Source organism: Flavobacterium sp. YO12, assembly GCF_004119495.1.
In the GTDB taxonomy this organism is placed as follows: Bacteria; Bacteroidota; Bacteroidia; order Flavobacteriales; family Flavobacteriaceae; genus Flavobacterium.
In genome coordinates, this window is the sequence record NZ_NRQU01000017.1 from 57,833 (window position 1) to 75,109 (window position 17,277).

17 protein-coding genes are annotated in these 17,277 nt (G+C 33.7%); 1 reads left to right on the top strand and 16 read right to left on the bottom strand.

All coding sequences use genetic code 11. The features are described 5' to 3' along the window. Positions 1–27: 27 nt before the first annotated feature. The 15 genes from BOW55_RS07850 to BOW55_RS07920 form a co-directional block, all read right to left on the bottom strand. Positions 28–2,298: a glycosyltransferase gene (locus BOW55_RS07850; protein ID WP_129023662.1), complete on the bottom strand. Its 2,271-nt coding sequence runs from the start codon at positions 2,296–2,298 to the stop codon at positions 28–30. A gap of 618 nt (positions 2,299–2,916) precedes the next feature. Next, the gene (locus BOW55_RS07855) at positions 2,917–3,381 is read right to left on the bottom strand and encodes a DUF1440 domain-containing protein (RefSeq protein ID WP_129023663.1); all 465 of its coding nucleotides are present in this window, start codon (positions 3,379–3,381) and stop codon (positions 2,917–2,919) included. 19 nt (positions 3,382–3,400) lie between these two features. After that, positions 3,401–3,910 (bottom strand): DinB family protein, encoded by a 510-nt coding sequence (locus BOW55_RS07860; protein ID WP_129023664.1) that lies wholly within the window; start codon positions 3,908–3,910, stop codon positions 3,401–3,403. Positions 3,911–3,932: 22 nt separating this feature from the next. Further along, positions 3,933–4,304 carry a VOC family protein gene (locus tag BOW55_RS07865; RefSeq protein WP_129023665.1) on the bottom strand — a complete coding sequence of 124 codons (372 nt, stop codon included), beginning with the start codon at positions 4,302–4,304 and terminating at the stop codon, positions 3,933–3,935. A 78-nt stretch (positions 4,305–4,382) separates the two neighbouring features. Next, complete coding sequence (locus tag BOW55_RS07870; protein WP_241686512.1) at positions 4,383–4,595, bottom strand: hypothetical protein; 213 nt, start codon at positions 4,593–4,595, stop codon at positions 4,383–4,385. A 9-nt stretch (positions 4,596–4,604) separates the two neighbouring features. Continuing rightward, the gene (locus tag BOW55_RS07875; protein ID WP_129023666.1) at positions 4,605–4,985 is read right to left on the bottom strand and encodes a DoxX family protein; all 381 of its coding nucleotides are present in this window, start codon (positions 4,983–4,985) and stop codon (positions 4,605–4,607) included. 338 nt (positions 4,986–5,323) lie between these two features. Next, a complete protein-coding gene (locus tag BOW55_RS07880; protein ID WP_129023667.1) occupies positions 5,324–6,055 on the bottom strand; it encodes a GNAT family N-acetyltransferase in 732 nt (243 codons plus the stop codon). A gap of 71 nt (positions 6,056–6,126) precedes the next feature. Further along, on the bottom strand, positions 6,127–6,732 hold the full coding sequence (locus BOW55_RS07885; RefSeq protein ID WP_129023668.1) for a Crp/Fnr family transcriptional regulator: 606 nt from the start codon (positions 6,730–6,732) through the stop codon (positions 6,127–6,129). A gap of 228 nt (positions 6,733–6,960) precedes the next feature. Then, a complete protein-coding gene (locus BOW55_RS07890) occupies positions 6,961–7,416 on the bottom strand; it encodes a hypothetical protein (RefSeq protein WP_129023669.1) in 456 nt (151 codons plus the stop codon). A gap of 368 nt (positions 7,417–7,784) precedes the next feature. Continuing rightward, a complete protein-coding gene (locus tag BOW55_RS07895; protein WP_129023670.1) occupies positions 7,785–9,203 on the bottom strand; it encodes a TolC family protein in 1,419 nt (472 codons plus the stop codon). A gap of 329 nt (positions 9,204–9,532) precedes the next feature. Next, positions 9,533–12,697: an efflux RND transporter permease subunit gene (locus tag BOW55_RS07900; RefSeq protein WP_129023671.1), complete on the bottom strand. Its 3,165-nt coding sequence runs from the start codon at positions 12,695–12,697 to the stop codon at positions 9,533–9,535. A 12-nt stretch (positions 12,698–12,709) separates the two neighbouring features. Further along, positions 12,710–13,927 carry an efflux RND transporter periplasmic adaptor subunit gene (locus BOW55_RS07905; protein WP_129023681.1) on the bottom strand — a complete coding sequence of 406 codons (1,218 nt, stop codon included), beginning with the start codon at positions 13,925–13,927 and terminating at the stop codon, positions 12,710–12,712. Positions 13,928–14,174: 247 nt separating this feature from the next. Then, on the bottom strand, positions 14,175–14,768 hold the full coding sequence (locus tag BOW55_RS07910) for a TetR/AcrR family transcriptional regulator (protein ID WP_071638568.1): 594 nt from the start codon (positions 14,766–14,768) through the stop codon (positions 14,175–14,177). Between the two features lie 460 nt (positions 14,769–15,228). After that, positions 15,229–15,528, bottom strand: a complete 300-nt coding sequence (locus tag BOW55_RS07915; RefSeq protein ID WP_129023672.1) for a type II toxin-antitoxin system RelE/ParE family toxin — start codon at positions 15,526–15,528, stop codon at positions 15,229–15,231. Beyond that, the gene (locus BOW55_RS07920; RefSeq protein WP_129023673.1) at positions 15,518–15,745 is read right to left on the bottom strand and encodes a DUF2683 family protein; all 228 of its coding nucleotides are present in this window, start codon (positions 15,743–15,745) and stop codon (positions 15,518–15,520) included. Before BOW55_RS07920 ends, BOW55_RS07915 begins: the two co-directional genes overlap by 11 nt. A 128-nt stretch (positions 15,746–15,873) precedes the next feature. Between BOW55_RS07920 and BOW55_RS07925 the strand changes: the two genes are divergently transcribed. After that, positions 15,874–16,308: a cupin domain-containing protein gene (locus tag BOW55_RS07925; protein WP_129023674.1), complete on the top strand. Its 435-nt coding sequence runs from the start codon at positions 15,874–15,876 to the stop codon at positions 16,306–16,308. A gap of 228 nt (positions 16,309–16,536) precedes the next feature. On the opposite strand, the gene BOW55_RS07930 is transcribed toward BOW55_RS07925, so the two are convergent. Then, positions 16,537–16,854, bottom strand: coding sequence for a GIY-YIG nuclease family protein (locus tag BOW55_RS07930; RefSeq protein ID WP_129023675.1), 318 nt, complete (start codon positions 16,852–16,854; stop codon positions 16,537–16,539). Positions 16,855–17,277: the final 423 nt, after the last annotated feature.

Genomic DNA, 17,277 nt, shown 5'->3' on the forward strand with positions numbered 1-17,277 from the left:
GGTTTAATTGAAATTTGGTCAGTTTTTCTAAGAGTTTATGGCAAATCCAGTTCGAGATTTTAGCAGCGGAATTACTTTAGATTGCGATTGTGCAAAATTTTCCATTAATAATCTTGCTGTTAAATAGCATATCGTAGATTCTGCACCTTGATTTAAGTTTACATTTTCTTTTTCGAGTCCGTCATAACCTCCGCCGCTTACGGGATTATACATAATTTGATTTAAATGATTTTTACCTAAAAACCAGTTAAAAGCAGTTTTCATTTTATGTTTATATTCAGGAGTTTTAAACGTACTGTAAAATGCATTTAAAGTTTGAATAGTGTACGAAACATCAATAGGCTGTTCTCCAAATTGTTCTGGTTTTGTGCCTTTTTGATACCAGTTTTGATTAGAGATTGGTTTGAAACTGCCCTCAATAAATGTTTTCGAAATTAAAAAGTCTAATGAATCTAAAGCCGCTTTTTTGTAAACAGGTTTATTAGTAATTAAATAAGCGTACAGCATCGATTCTGGCAGAATACCATTTGCATAAGTTAAGTAATTCTCAAACCACTGCCAATCTTCGGAAGCTGTATTTTCATAATTAGCAAGTAGTTTTGCATTCAATTTATTGATAATCGCTGCCATATATAAATTTGGAGTTGCGGCATAATATAAATACAAACCTTTTGTAGCAAAACCAATTGAGCGCGGCGACTGAATAGTTTCGGCCCATTTTAAAGAATTCAATAAGCATTTTGATGCCTTTCTTGAAATTGCTTCTGGAAGAATAGCAGCAACAGAAATTACTGTTCCTAAAGCCCAAATGGCTCTTGCATTTGAATCTTCTAAATTAACTTCGGCATTTTGCTCGATATGCTCGCGGTAATCCTGATCGACATAATTAATGAAATTTCCTTTTGGCTTTTGACATCTTTCTATGAAATCCAAATAAATTAAAATGTACGGAAGATCGTCTTTATCCTGCGTTAGTTTATAATGCATGCAAAAGGCAATCAATGCGCGAGCATTATCATCTAAAGTATAACCGGATTCTAGATCTGGAATAGAAATTTTGCTGAACTGAATGATACCAAGATCTGTCGTTAATCTTTTAATGTGACGTAATTGTATTTTAGGATAACTGTACTTAATTTCGGCTGGATTTTTAATCAGTTTTTTATACGTGTTAATGTGAATTATTGCAGTGTTTTCCCAGGAAGAAGCTCTTGTTTTTCTAAAAGCATTAACTCCCATTTCGTGTCTTAGATTTTCATCCGAAATTAATTTAAGCGTCGATTCTGCAAACTGATCTACATTACCAATATCGACTAAAATACCGCAGTCTGAAGTTAAAACTTCTCTTGTATGCGGAATTTTTGAAGCTACCATTGGGCAGGCACAACTCATCGCGTATGAAAAAGTGCCGCTTACCGCTTGGTTTGGATCTTTTGAAGTGAACAAATAAATATCAGTAGCTTTTAAATAATCTAAAAGCTCATCCGTGTCTAAATACTCATTTATAAAACGAACATTATCTTTTAAATTTAAATCTTCAACAAGTGCTTCAAGTTTATTTCGGTACGCATCAACATCATCTTTTATTAAATTTGGATGCGTTTTTCCAATTATAAGGTAAAGTACATTTGGCTCTTTTTTAATGATTTTTGCCAAAGCCTGTAAACCGGTTTCAATATTTTTTCCTTCGCCAAGTAATCCAAAAGTAGATAATACTAATCTGTCTTGAATATCATATTTTGCTTTAGCTTGATAAGGAGTTTCATAAATTACAATATGAGTGCCGTGCGGTACAGTTGTTATCATGTCTTCGGAAATATCATATTCTCTAATCAGAATTTCTTTAGACTGATTTGTCATTACAAAAACGGACTTACTGTAGCTTAAAAGTAATTTTACAAAAGTTCTTAATTCGTTATTCGGATTTGGGATAACACTATGGAAAGTAAAGGTTACGGGTTTTTTTATTGTATTTAAAAAATCTAATAAATGGTCTCCGTATTGACCGCCGAATAAACCAAATTCATGTTGAATATGAACTAGTTTTATTTTTTCATCTTTATTGATTTCACTGGCAGCTTTAGCATAATCATCTTTATTTTTTGTGTTTAAGGTAAAAGCCTGTGTTGAGTTTGTCTTGGGTTTATCGACCAATTCGCAAATTTCGCAGGTAATCGATTTGCCAAAAACATCAGTAATGCCTTTAATGGTATCTTGAGTATAAGTAGCGATTCCGCATTGCGTGGGAGGAAAAGTCGAGAGAAAAACTATTTTTGATTTATTTGATATCGTCTTCATGGGAGTTCTGTTTAAATTCAATTAATAAGTCAGTTAGGATTAATGAATCCATTGTAATTTTAGTAGCGGCAATATTTTAGGAGTTGTCAAAAACAATTCTCCTAATCCAGAAAATAACATAGTCTGGCTACGTATTTTCAACGCAGCAATCTAGAGGTTTAGTAATTGGTGTTTAGTTTCGAAATTAATTCCGAAAGAGCATTTTGCTCAAATAATGCAATGCAGGCTTATTAGACTTAGTTTTTGTTTTTGTTGGCGTTTGATGAATCAAACGTTAATCAACAGAAATGGTAATAAAGAAAAAAAGAAGAACAGTTTAATAATTAGAGATTAGTTTTTTAAGCTAATTAGAGGTTTGAGTGTTCTTCAAACAATCTATATAAAATTATTAATCAAGTCTATATTTTTCTTTACAGAATACAATTGAACTGGTGAAAGTAAATTGTGTATCAAATAGAAGTTTCTTGTTGTTTTTTTTGAATCAACAGAACATTTTATTTTAGTTTTAATAAAAGTATGATTCTTTTTTGAAATGAAAAGCTAAAATTTTGATAATTCTTTTTTGAATGTAAGTTTTTGATAGTCAGTTTTCTAGTTTTTAATTTTAGAATAGAAAAACTAGCGATAGGTGTAGTGCTTTTTCGTTATAAATGCTATCGGAATACCAATACAAAATATCAAAATTAATATGGAAAGCAATAAAGGAAAGTCAAACTGTTTCGATGGAAGTTTAGGAAATGTAATTGGAAGCACAATAAGATTCATCACAATCCAAACAAATATGCCATACAAAATACCAGAAACCATGAAGTTTTTTTGTAGAAAAGGAAAATAAGGATAGATTTTAAAGAAAAAGAAGGCAAAAGAAAAGGCAATAAAATAATGAAGAAGTAAGCCATATAATGCCATTTGAGATCCGCCAACATAAGCTTCCTGTTTAAAAATACCACTGGCAATTGATTGTAGAATTTTTACAGCTGTTGTTTTGTGCAGTACTACAGCATAAATTAAAATTGCAGCCAGAATATCTAAAGTTCCTGCCAATAAGCCCGAAGATAAAACAGTTCTTGATTGTGATTTCATAGCATAAATTTTATATGAGTTAAATTTTCTTTATCGATTTTAAAATTTTGTTTAATTGATTTGTGTGACGCTTTGTATGAACGAGTACAAAATTAATCCACTCGTAAATCGTGAATTTGTCAAAACCTGGAACTTGAAAATCAAGACAAGTTAAAGTTAAATCATATTTTTCAGCTGAATCTAATAAATCGAATTCAATTTTATGAAGTTTTTCAGTCAGCGTTTTTTTATTGTATTCTTTTTTTTCGGGCTGTAAAAATATAGGAGCATCCATTTTTATGTCGAAGTTTAAAAAAAGAGCTTCAAGATCCTTGACTTTTTCTTCGGGATTTCGAGTTGTTTTCTCCGTTTTTCCCGCAAAAAGTTCAGGATAACCAGAGCCAGCCAATACAATATGCTGTACGGTTTGTCCTGCTGTCCAGCTCCCTTCGTATGGAATTTTATTTATCTCGTTTTCAGAGAATGACGAAAATATTTCGTTTAGATCATGAAAAGTTTGTACTATATTTTGTTTAACTGCTGCTTTCATATTTTTAATCTTTAAGTGATTATTATACTGATGTTATCCACCAAGTATTTCCGAACGGATCTGTTACACCGCACGTTCTCCCATAATCCTGATTACTTAAACCCATTAATGAAGCGGCACCATTTTCTAAAGCCTTTTTATAAGTTTCATCAGCATTAGGAACATAAACAAACAAATTTGCAGTTTGTTTGGGCCAGTCAGTAACTTCATCGGTAATCATTATGGTACTTCCGTTTAAGGTAATTTCGGCATGCATAATGGTTCCGTCTTCGCGTAGTGCTTTAGTATGCGTCTCTGAAGCGCCAAAAACGGTTTTTGTAAAATCAATAAATTTTGATGCGCCCGGTAAAATTAAATAGGGCATTATGGTTTGATGTTCTGCCGGAATATTCATTTTGCGGTATTTTAAAATTTTGGATTTTAAAATTACAAATTTTTATTGTATTATTTTGTAATTCAGTTGATTATGGTTTTAAAGGAGCACTTCGCAATGAAAACCAAATGAATTTACGAGCTCTATTATTTTGTGGTTTAAAATTTTAGAATCGTTAATTCGCAGAATTTTATCGCAATCTTCAAGATCAAAATTGATAGCGCTGTTAGGAAAATGCTCAAGAAGCTTTCCCACAATCATTACTGATTGCTCAACTTCTTGAACATTTGTTTTGAAAACTTCTATCATCATTTGCAGATTTTATAAAGCGATATTTTTATAACGCTCAATTTTGTGATAATAGATATAAGAAACAGCTAAAATCACTAAAAAGATTAATGGAAAGAAACCTTGAAAGCCAATTCCATCAACCGCAAAATGGCTGATTGAAGCGAATATAAAATCGAAACCAAATCCGGCATAAGCCCATTCTTTTACATTTTTAGGAACTGACGGAATCACTAAAGCCAAAACACCCAAAATTTTGAAAATCACTAATGCACTTCCAAAATATTCTGGATAACCTAAATGTCTGATTCCTTCTTTAGCCAGTTCAGTCTGAGAAGTTAATGCCGGCATAACGCCTTCGAATAGAAAAATAATAATTGTCGTAACCCAAAAAATAATTTTTGCTTTTTTCATGTGGTATTTTTTAAATAGTTATTAGTTAATGTATTACAAATGTAATGATCTTATATTTCTGATAAAATACACATTTACGACTATTTTAGGGGCATTTACGACAAGTTTCGTTAGTTAGTTGTTAGTTGTTAGTTGTTAGTTGTTAGTTGTTGCTTGGCTTTACCATACAGTTTGTCATCCCGAGGAACGAGGGATCTCCACAAGAAACTCCGCAATCAGAATCGACAATCTTTGTGGAGCTCCTAACGAAGATCCCTTGTTCCTCGGGATGACAAGATTGTGTTGACTGCTTCACTATGCTCAGCATGATAGAAATAAGAAAAATTGGAATTTAAAATTTATGCCAGTTGGTAATTCGTAATCAAAAACAAATCCTCAAAACCCAATCTTGTATAAATGCCTTTTCCTAAAGCAGAAGCTTGCAGTTGCGCATATTCACAATCAGCATCAATTGCTTCGTTGATAGCAAATTTCATAATTTCTTCGGCAAAACCTTTTTTGCGCATTTCTGGAATAACGCCTACACCATGAATTCCCATTGTTTTTTCGGTTTGAAAAAGGGTAAGCGTTCCAATTGGTTTTTCTTCAAAATGAACTAGATAAAATGCTGCATTTTCGTAATTATGAACCAATGTTTCTTTACTGATAACATAACTAAAAGACAGCGGATAAATATCAGACCAGGTTTTGGCATCATCTTCATTTAAAACTCTTTTAAAAGTTAGATTGTTTTGAATAGGGAGTTTTTCGCTCAGTTTCAAAGCCATAGCCATCAATTGAATTCGAACAGAAAATCCGTTTTTTTCAAAGATTTCATTTGAATTACTTCCGAAAATATCCCAATATGGAATAACTAATTTGGGATTTTCCCTCATTGTTTCCATAATCTGCGGAAGATTTTCTTCGGTAATATCTTCTCGAAACCATAATCGGTTTGGCCAGCCGGAGTTTTCTATTTGAATAAATTCAAAAGGATCGTTTTTATGATAGGAAATAAGAGGAGTGGCAACAGTTCTCCAAAGCGCTGTCAGGTTGTCAATATTGTCTTTGATGAGGGTTGTATTTTTCATTTTGAATATCAAATTTAAATCTGAAACAAAGATAAAATTAGCTTTTCAAGAAAACCTTTACATATGTTGATTTACAAATCTTTTTCCAAACTTTTTCTAATTCGGCTTAGCTGAGTTGGAGTAATTCCTAAATGCGATGCGATATGCAATAGCGGAACTCGTTCTGCAATACTTGGATGTTTCTTCAGAATATTAACATATCTTTCGGTTGCATTTTGCATTACCAGCGCTACTTCTCTTTGTTCTTTATCAATAATCCAGTTCTTTTCTAAATGAGCGATATAAAAGTTTTTGAGATCTTCGTTTTCATTAATTAACAAAATGTATTTTTTGTAATTAAGGTTGATGATAATGCTGTCTTCCAAAGCTTCAATAGTAAAATCTGAAGGCGATTGCAGCATCAATGAAACTTTTGAACCTGCAAAAGAGTTTTCCATGAAAAGATTTTTATTATAGAAATTTCCCAGTTGGTCAGTAATAAAAGCTCTTAGAATACCTTTTGCCACAAAATGAAGATTTTTAGCAATTTCTCCATTTGCTAATAATGTTTCTCCTTTTTTAAGCGTTTGAAATTCTGTAATGTTCTCAATTAATTTCCATGATCTTTCAGAAATAGGAGAGTAGCTTTCGAAAGCTAGCTTTAGATTGTTGAGGTATATTTCTTTATTGAAAGACATAGTTAATCATTTTGCCACAAAGACGCTAAGAGATAAAGTTTACTGCCACGAATTTCACGAATTTTCGCGAATTATTCTAGAGTAAAAAAGAAATTAGTGAAAATTGGTGCAATTTGTGGCAAACATAAAAAGTTTGGTGCCTCGACGACTTTAGAGCAAATAAAAAACCGCCAGAAACTCAAAAGCTTTTAGCGGTTTAATCAGAAGTTATTTGTAACGTTTTAGAGTTTAATCAGCATAATGATAAATGCTTCTTTTTACGGTATTATTTATTTTTTCGAGCGTTACTTCTGTCACACCGCCTTCATAATTCATAGCAATAGCCACTTTATCTTTAGTGATTTGATATTCAATTGAGATTAACCCGTTTTTATTTATTTCAACAGATTTACTTTCGTTTGGAATGGCACTTAAAAAATATTCTGACTCTTCGACTTCTTTATTTTTAATAATATTTTGATACACATTAGCAAGATCTGTATCTTTTAGAATACATTCTCTTCCAGATCCCATTTCTACTTCGATGTCTTTACAATCCTCTTTTTCCTCTGCCTTTTTTTCTTCTTTTACAACCGCAGTTGTATCTGTCGGCTTAGTTTCTGATTTAACTTCTTCATTTGAATTGGTTTGTTTGCAGTTTACAAATAGTAAAGCTAAAAGAGCAAGGCATGTAATTTTCTTCATGGGTTTTGATTTATTGATTAAGAAGATTCAAAAGTAAGGAAATATGCGCATATTTTTTATTGGAAACACAGAAGCAAACCAATTTTTAAAGTTTTTTTAGTTGTTAATTGATGAACTTACGATACAGTTTGTCATCCCGAGGAACGAGGGATCTCCGCAAGAAACTCCGCAAACTAAATCGACAATCTTTGTAGAGCTACTTATAGAGATCCCTCGTTCCTCGGGATGACAAGATTGTGTGTAGATCTGTGAGAAACAAAAACTTCGCACCTTAGTGTCTTTGCGGCAGAACTAAAAAAACGCCATGAAACCCAAAGGTCTCACAGCGTTTTCATCTCAAAAAATAAATAATTAACGGGTAATAGGTATTATTTCCAGCCTCCGCCTAAAGCACGATATAAATCAGTATTAGCGGTTAACTGTTGTCTTTTAATATCAGCAAGTTCCAATTCGCTTTGTAATAAATTGGCTTGTGCAGTTAAAACTTCAAGATATTCTGCCATACCGTTTTTGAATAATAGATTAGCATTTTTAATAGCTTGCTGTAATGTTTTTACTTTTTCTTTTAAGAAAGTTTCCTGCTGCTGTAATTTCTCTACTTTAACCAAAGCATCCGAAACTTCGCTAACAGCAACTAAAACAGATTGTCTAAAACTTAAAACCGCTTTTTCTCTTTCCGCGACAGCGATATTATATTGCGTTTTTAATCTTTTGTTGTTTAAAAGTGGTTGCGTTAAACCTCCTGCAACAGTTCCGAATAATGAAGCTGGAATGTTAAACCAATTGCTGGCTTCAAAAGAGTTTACGCCGCCTTGAGCCGTGATTCTCAAAGTCGGATATAAATCGGCTTTTGTGATTCCTACGTTTGCGTTGGCTGCTTTAAGAGCCAATTCAGCGCTTTTTACATCAGGTCTTCTGCTTACTAAGGCAGATGGAATTCCAACAGCTGTATTGTGTTTTACTTCAATTGAACTCAAACGAATAGTTCTTTCTTTAGAATCAGGAAATGAACCAGTCAAAACACTCAAAGCATTCTCTTGAATTGAAATGTTTTGTTCCAATAAAGGAATCAATTGCGCTGAGTTTAATTTCTGTGCTTCCGATTGTTGAATTGCCAATGTTGTTACTTGACCAGCATCGTATTTTAATTTGATAATATTAGTTGTACTATCATTTAAACGAAGATTTTGTCTAGCAATTTCTAATTGTGCATCCAGCATCAAAAGATTGTAATATCCTCTTGAAACATTGGCAACAATATTCGTCTGCAATGCTTTTTTAACTTCTGCAGATTGTAAATATTCTGCATAAGCGCCTTTTTTCTGATTTCTGATTTTTCCCCAAATATCCGCTTCCCACGAAAGTGAAGCTCCTGCAGAAAAGTCATCAATATGATTTTGACCTAACGCCTGACCTAAGTTCTTACCTGTAAAACTATTGTCAGAAGGATTGCTGGTACTTGCGTTTACAAGTAAATTAACCTGTGGTACATTTCCCCATTTTGATTGTGAAAAACGGTAATGTGCAATTTCAATGTTCTTTTCGGCAATCTGTAAATCGTTGTTTCTGGCAACGGCACTGTCGATCAATTTGATAATATCTTTTTCAGTAAAGAAGTTTTTCCACTCCACATCGGCAATACTGGTTGTATCACTCGAAACTGATGCATTCCTGAAATTCTCAGGAAATGCATCTTTTGGAGTTTCAATATCCTTCGAAACTTTACAGGATATTAAAGTCGTGATCAGAATGGCGAAGGTCACGATTTTGGTTATATGATTTTTCATTTAGTTTTTTATTAAAATTCCTTTAACCCGTTTGGGTGTAATTTTTTTTGAAACACATAGAAACATAGTTCTTTGTAGATGTAAAAGGCGTTTCACTTGCATAAATACACATAGCTCTATGCGTGGAAACTAGTTTCTTCTAATCTCTTTTTTTGACACAATCCCGAGGCTTCGGGACTATGTTTCTATGTGTTTAATTTTTTTCTCAACAGATTATATTTCTGTACAAGTATCTTTTCTAGTTTCTAAATCTTTGGAGATTCTGTACGATATATATCCGATGCCAAATATGATGGCGACAAGTATGGTTGTGATATAGTTTTCCATTATTATTTTTCTTCGTTATGAATTACGGCAACTGGTTTTCCAGAAACCTTTTCTTGTAAATGCTGGAAGATGATGAATAAAACAGGAATGATAAACAAGCCTAGAATTACTCCCGAAATCATACCTCCTGCAGCACCAATACTAATAGAGTGGTTACCTTGAGCTGATGGTCCTTTGGCGCTCATCATAGGAACTAAACCAACAATAAAGGCAAGAGACGTCATGATAATTGGTCGCAAACGCAATTTGGCTGCATCGATTGAAGCTCTAACTAACGCTTGTCCTGATTTTCGTTTCTGCACGGCAAATTCGACGATTAGAATGGCATTTTTGGCAAGAAGTCCAATCAGCATGACAAGAGCAACTTGTACATAAATATTGTTTTCGATTCCAGTTAAACCAATAGCAACGAATACTCCAAAAATACCTGCAGGGATCGATAAGATAACCGCTAAAGGAAGGATATAACTCTCATACTGTGCAGCAAGTAGGAAATAAATGAATATCAAACACAGTAAGAAAATTGTAGCCGATTGCCCTCCGGAAGAAATCTCCTCACGAGTTTGGCCCGAGAATTCAAACCCGTAACCTGCAGGTAATTGTTGTGCTGCTACTTCTTCAATTGCTTTAATGGCATCTCCGGAACTAAATCCAGGTTTTGGAATGGCATTAATAGAAATTGAATTAAATAAATTGTATCTAGAAGCGGTTTCAGAACCATAAATACGAGTTAGTTTTACTAAAGTATTTATTGGCACCATTTCGCCAGTTTTGTTTTTTACAAAAACTCTGTCAATTGCTGTTGGATCAGCTCTGTCTTCGATATCGGCCTGAACAACTACACGGTAGTATTTACCAAATCGGTTAAAGTCAGAAGCTTGTGCACTACCAAAGTAAGCCTGCATCGTTTGTAAAATGTCTTTTACATTAACACCCAATTGATTTGCTTTTTCATCATTAACTTCCAATTGCAATTGCGGATAATCGGCTTTGAAAGAGGTAAAGGCAACTGCAATTTCCGGACGTTTCATTAATTCTCCGATAAAGTTTTGAGAGATTCCACTGAATTTATCCAGTTTTCCTCCCGTTTTATCTTGAAGAACCAAATCTAAAGCCTCAACGTTACTAAATCCGGGAACAGTTGGGAAACTGAATACGAAGAAACTTCCGCCAGAAATAGCGCCCAGTTTACCACGAACCTGATTCATGATTTCGTCAATATTTTTAACATCGCCGCGATCTTCGTTTGGTTTAAGCAATACGAATACAACTGCTGATGATGGACTTGTAGAATTCGTCAATAAGTTGAAACCTGAAATCGCTGTAACGAATCTTGAAGCATCTAAACCTCTTAACGTATTTTCGGCTTCAGTCATTACTTTTTGAGTTCCGTCTAACGATGTTCCAGATGGCGTATTTACTGCAATCGCAATAAATCCTTGATCTTCTGTAGGGATAAATCCTGCAGGAGTTGTTTTTACCATTATAACAGTTGCTATAGTAATTAAAGCCAATCCTCCTAAACTCAACCATTTTCTTCTAATTAGGAATTTAAGCCCGCCAACGTAACGATTCGTTAAAGATTCAAAACTGCTGTTGAAAGCGGTAAAGAATTTTTCTTTAAATCCTTTTTTCTCGTAAGGCGCATTGTGATCGTGTGCTCCGTGATTATCTTTTAAAAATAATGCCGCAAGCGCCGGACTCAATGTTAAGGCATTTACAGCCGAAATTACAATTGCAATCGCCATCGTAAAGGCAAACTGACGATAGAAAACTCCTGTTGAGCCTTCCATAAAACCAACCGGCAGGAATACAGCAGCCATTACCAGCGTAATCGAGATAATAGCACCCGTTATTTCGTGCATTGCTTCATGGGTTGCGATTTTTGGAGACAAGCGTTTGTGCTCCATTTTCGCATGCACCGCTTCGACTACCACAATGGCATCATCGACCACAATACCAATCGCCAGAATTAATGCGAAAAGCGTTAAAAGGTTGATCGAAAATCCGAATAACTGCATGAAGAAGAACGTTCCTAAAATTGCTACAGGTACAGCAATAGCCGGGATTAATGTTGATCTAAAATCTTGCAAGAAGATAAATACCACAATAAATACTAATATAAAAGCCTCTAATAGAGTATGTTGAACCTGTTCAATAGATTGGTCAAGAGATACTTTTGTACTATAGAAAATATTGTGTTTTATACCTTTTGGAAAATCTTTAGAAGCCTTTTCCATCATTTTATTGATAGCAATCTGGATTTCATTAGAGTTAGATCCTGCTAATTGAATCACCCCAATTACAACTCCTTTTTTACCATTTAAACGTGTTAAACTGTTGTAAGAGTAAGCACCAAGTTCAACTCGCGCTACATCTTTTAAGCGAAGTACTGAACCATCTGCATTAGAACGTATAGCAATATTTTCATAATCTTCAGGTTTAGTTAATTTCCCTTTATATTTAATAACGTATTCAAAAACTTCTTTGCTTCGCTCTCCAAATTTACCAGGAGCAGCTTCCAAACTTTTGTCTTGAATTGCTGCCATAACTTCATTTGGCGTTACTTTGTAAGTTGACATTTGAGTTGGATTCAACCAAACGCGCATTGAGTAATCTTTTACACCACCAAAAATACTGGCAGAACCAACACCCGGAATACGTTTTAGTTCCGGAATAATATTAATCTGTGCATAGTTGGCAACAAAAGTCTGATCGTATTTTGCTTCATCATCAGTATACATACCAATTGCCATGATGAAACTGTTTTGCTGCTTAGCTGTAATAATACCTTGCTGTACGACCTCGGCAGGAAGCTGACTCGTTGCCTGTGCAACTCTGTTTTGCACGTTTACAGCGGCCTGATCCGCATCTGTACCTAGTTTAAAGAAAACTGTAATAGCCAAGGTACCGTCATTACTGGCTGTAGAACTCATATAAGTCATGTTTTCTACACCATTTATAGATTCTTCGATAGAAGGTGCCACAGAACGTAAAACCGTTTCTGCGTTGGCTCCCGGATATACCGCCGTTACCAAAACCGATGGCGGCGCAATATCAGGAAACTGTTGTAAAGGCAGTTTAGTTAAACCCAATACCCCCAGAATCACCAATAAAATGGAAATTACAGTTGCCAGTACAGGTCTTTGTATAAATATTTTGAACATTGTCTTTTAGAATTATTTTTGATTAGTTACTTCGGCAACTTTAGTTGATTTTTCTGGCTGAATCGCTTGTCCATCCTGAAGTTTGTCAATACCGCTTAACACGATTTGGTCACCCGTTTTTACACCTTCTTTAATTAAATAATTGGTACCGCTTTTACCTACAACGGTAATAGGCATTTTTGTCACTTTGTTGTCTTTGCCTACAGTGAAAACAAATACTTTATCCTGCATTTCGACTGTAGCAGCTTGCGGAACTAAAATAGCATCGTTGTGGTTTAATCCTAAACGGATTCTTCCTGTGTTTCCAGAACGTAACGTTCCGTTTGCATTTGGGAAAGTTGCTCTAATTGTAATGGCTCCGGTAGTTTTATCAAATTGACCGTCAACCATATCGATTTTTCCAGTTTGAGGATAAGCATTATTATCAGCCAAAATCAAAGTAACGGGAGGTAATTTTTTGATTTTATCGCCAAGTGAACTTCCTGCATATTGAGTCTTAAAGTTGATAAAATCTGTTTCGCTCAAAGAGAAATAAGCAAATACTTCGTGAACATCAGATAAAGTGGTAAGCGCTTCAACATCCGATGCAGAAACTAAACTTCCTTGTTTTTTAGGCAGTCTTCCAATGTATCCGCTCACTGGAGCCGTAACGTTGGTGTAACCTAAATTAATTTTAGCAGAACCTACCATTGCTTTTGCCTGTTCGATATTTGCTGCAGCAATTTTTTGAGAAGCTTTAGCCGTTTTTAACTGATAATCAGAAACTACCTTGTTCTGAACTAGCGGCGTCAATTTATCAACTTCTAAATTAGCATTGATTAAAGCCGCTTCTGCTGCGTGAAGACTTGCTAAAGCATTGTTTAACTGCTCACGAAACGGACGTTCGTTTATTTTGAATAAAGTTTGTCCTTTGCTTACATAAGCACCTTCATCAACAAAGATTCTGTCAAGGTTTCCGCTTACTTGTGGTCTAATTTCAACATCAACAGTTCCTTGTATAGCTGCAGGATATTCAGCGTCAGTTGTTGTATTGGCGCTTGTGATAGCCAAAACTGGTAAAACCGGTGGAGGTGGAGCAGTAGGCGCCTGATTTTTATCGGCACAGCTGCTTAATACTAGGGCCAGAATAAAACTGGTTATAATTACATTTTTCATTTTCATTGTGGTTTTAATTGGTTGAACATTTTCTCGGATTAAATTCATTGGTATTCTGGCATTCTCGGGATTCATATTTAATTGAATTAAATTATCTAACATTGTTAAGTAAATGTGCATAAACTTCTATACTTTATATCTTTTTTAATTTATTTTAAATCACTATTAAAATATTTAACGGTGTTAAGTAAAAGTCTAAAAAAAGAGCTTTTATTACCTCTATTAAATTTTCTAACAGTGTTAAGTGAAGGTTATAAAAAAAAGGATTTTATGTTATCCTGTTTAAATTATTTTACACTGTTAAGTAAAAAATCAAAAAAAACTATTGTATTGATTTGATGATACCGCCAATGGCATCTTTCAAAATTTGAGCATTTATTGTTTCTAAAATATCACTTTTATTAATGATGTTGATGGCAATTAAACCATGAATAACAGAAAAGAAAGTAAAATATTTTTGTTTAATGATATCTTCACTAGGATTGCTGTCTTTCATAACTTCAGCAATAACACCAGTAAATAATTTGTAAGGTGCTTCCTGAGCCGAACATCGTTGTGCACAGCACGTCATTTGAACACCAAACATTAACTGATACATTTCAGTATTAGTAAAAGCGAAGTCCCAATACGTCATCCACATGGCTTCTAATTGATCTTCGGGTTTCTCAAACTTATCGATTGCAATTTGCAATTCTTTAGTCAGCTTAATAAAACCTTTGCCAGTTAGTTCTTCTAATATTGCTTCCTTATTCGAAAAGTATTCATAAATAATAGGAGCAGTATATTCGATTCTGTCGGCAATTTTACGCATACTCAAACCATTCCAGCCTTCTTCTTTTACGATATCATAAGCAGCGCCAAGAATGTTATTTCTTGTCTCTTCTTTTTGTCTTAAAATTCGATCTTTGCTAGCCATTTTATTCGAGTATTAAATCGTTTAACACTGTTAGGCAAATGTATGGCGGATTTTCTAATAATGAAATATTTTTATCATAATATTTTCTTATCGTACAATAAGTGTTTTTAAAATTCTTTGCGAAGTACTTATTTTATTGAACTTTTAGTTGGAATGTTTTTTTTAAGTAGCAGGTCTTTTTCGTTTTATAAGACTATTTGTCCCGCTCTACATTATATTTTTTGTGGTGAACCCCACCACAAAAAGATACCATTTCGATCGGGGCTAGGAGAGAACTTGTATTTTTTCAGTAGAACTTTGTCAAAGTTTGTCAAGAATAATTTTCTATTAATAAAATTCCGGAGGAATGAAATATTTATAGATTATTGATTACACAATTTAGAAAAAGCTCCAGCGGAGCGACATATTAATATTGTAAAACCAAAAGATATTTCGCCCCGTTGGGACTTTTGTATAATTCTTATTTTACGGGATATTTCTCTGGATTTTGTGAAGTATGAAAAATAGCATTTAAAAACACTGTTTTTGATAATTCATCAACAATAAAAAATGCAACGTAAGGAAATTTTTTAAATGGAAGATAACGATAATTAGTATCGTGAAATTGATAGAAAGGATTTAATTGTAAGGCTTTGTAAACCTTTTTATAATCATTAAGAAAATCTAAGGCAATATTTTTGCTAACTTTTAAAATATAATATTCAACTGCTTCCTCAATATTTTTTAATGCAATTGGAGAAACAATAATCTTATAATTCATACTTCTTTTTTAAATCAGTATAAACAGATTCAGCATCAGTATAAAGGTTTTTATCTGAAATAATTTGATCATTTAATATATGCTGTTGTTCTTCTGATAACTCATATGGCTTTACATTTGCTATCTCAAATTTAATTTTAAGGGCTTTCATAAAAGCTTTTACAGCTTCTATTTGAGAAGCATCTTCTGTATATGCCGTGATATTAATTGCTTGCATGATATTAATTTACGAAAGTTAATAAACAAAGTTAAGACAAAAGTCTAATTTTAAAGTTAATCTCTACAATTTATTTTTTTCTTCATTACTGCGAATTGCAATTTTTCGTAACATTACAACAAAAAGAAATGAAACTAACAACCATCCTAAAAACCACAATTGCAATCTTAATTTTCCAGAAAACCTTTTCTCAGGAAACCAAAAAAGAAACTGCGCCGCCACAATACACAATCGAAAACTGTGTCAATCATTTTGACATAAATAAAGCGACCAAAACCAAAGTGGGTTACCAATATTGGTTTGCCGATAAAAATTTCACACAAGAAAACACACTCAAAATGAGCATTGTTGAACCTGGAAAATCAACTCACGCGCCGCATCACCATCCCGAAGAAGAATTTTTCTATATCTTAGAAGGAACAGCCGAGTTCTTTTTAAACGGAAAAACCGTTACAGGCGGTCCAAATACCAGTTTTTATTGTCCGCCAAATGCCGAACACGGAATTAGTAATGCAGGAAAAACAGACTTGAAATATTTGGTAATTAAAAAGGATTTGAGGTAGGTTGTTATTAATTTGCTCATATATTTTGATGTTTTGATATAAGAAGGCTCAAACGATAGTGAACCAATAAAAAGATATTTATAGAAGAAACTCAATATAGAATTACCTCAAATTCCATAAAGAATTACCTCAATCTTGTCATTTCGACTGAAGGGAGGCACATGAGATCGCAAACTCATGAAGTAAATCGCACAAGTATATCGACAAGGGTTTGTTATAGAGCAAAACTTATTCAAAATGAAAATCAAGAAATTCAAAAGTTTCATTAAAACTTCTTATCAATTCGATTTTTTTATCTCTCCGCCATTTTTTTAATTCTTTTTCTCGGGCAATTGCTTCCTGTATCCAAGTAAATTTTTCGTAATAAACTAAAAACTGAATATTATATTTAGCTGCAAAACTATTTATATTTAAATCTATACTTTCTTTATGTTTTGAAAGTCTTTTTTTTAAGTTGTTAGTAACTCCAATGTAAAAAGATGTTCGATGTTCATTTGTTATAATATAGACATAGTAACTATGAAAACCAAGTTGCGGATTTAGCATTTTGTATTTTTTGTACGAATATACGTATTTGTTTTTAGTTTGTCATTTCGACCAAAGGGAGAAATCACACACGTATATTGACAAAGATTGTCGACTCACTTTGCTGAATTTCTAGTGCGATTTCTCCTTCCAGTCGAAATGACAAGATTGTGTCAAATCGTAAAGTATGTTAATATTCTTAGTTTGTCATTTCGACCGAAGAGAGAAATCACACAAGTATATCGACAAAGATTGTCGACCTAGTTTGTGGAGTTTCTAGTGCGATTTCTCCTTCCAGTCGAAATGACAAGATTGTGTCAAATCGTACAGTATGTCAATACTCACAGTTTGTCATTTCGACCAAAGGGAGAAATCACACACGTATATTGACAAAGATTGTCGACTCGCTTTGTGGAGCTTCTAGTGAGATTTCTCCTTCCAGTC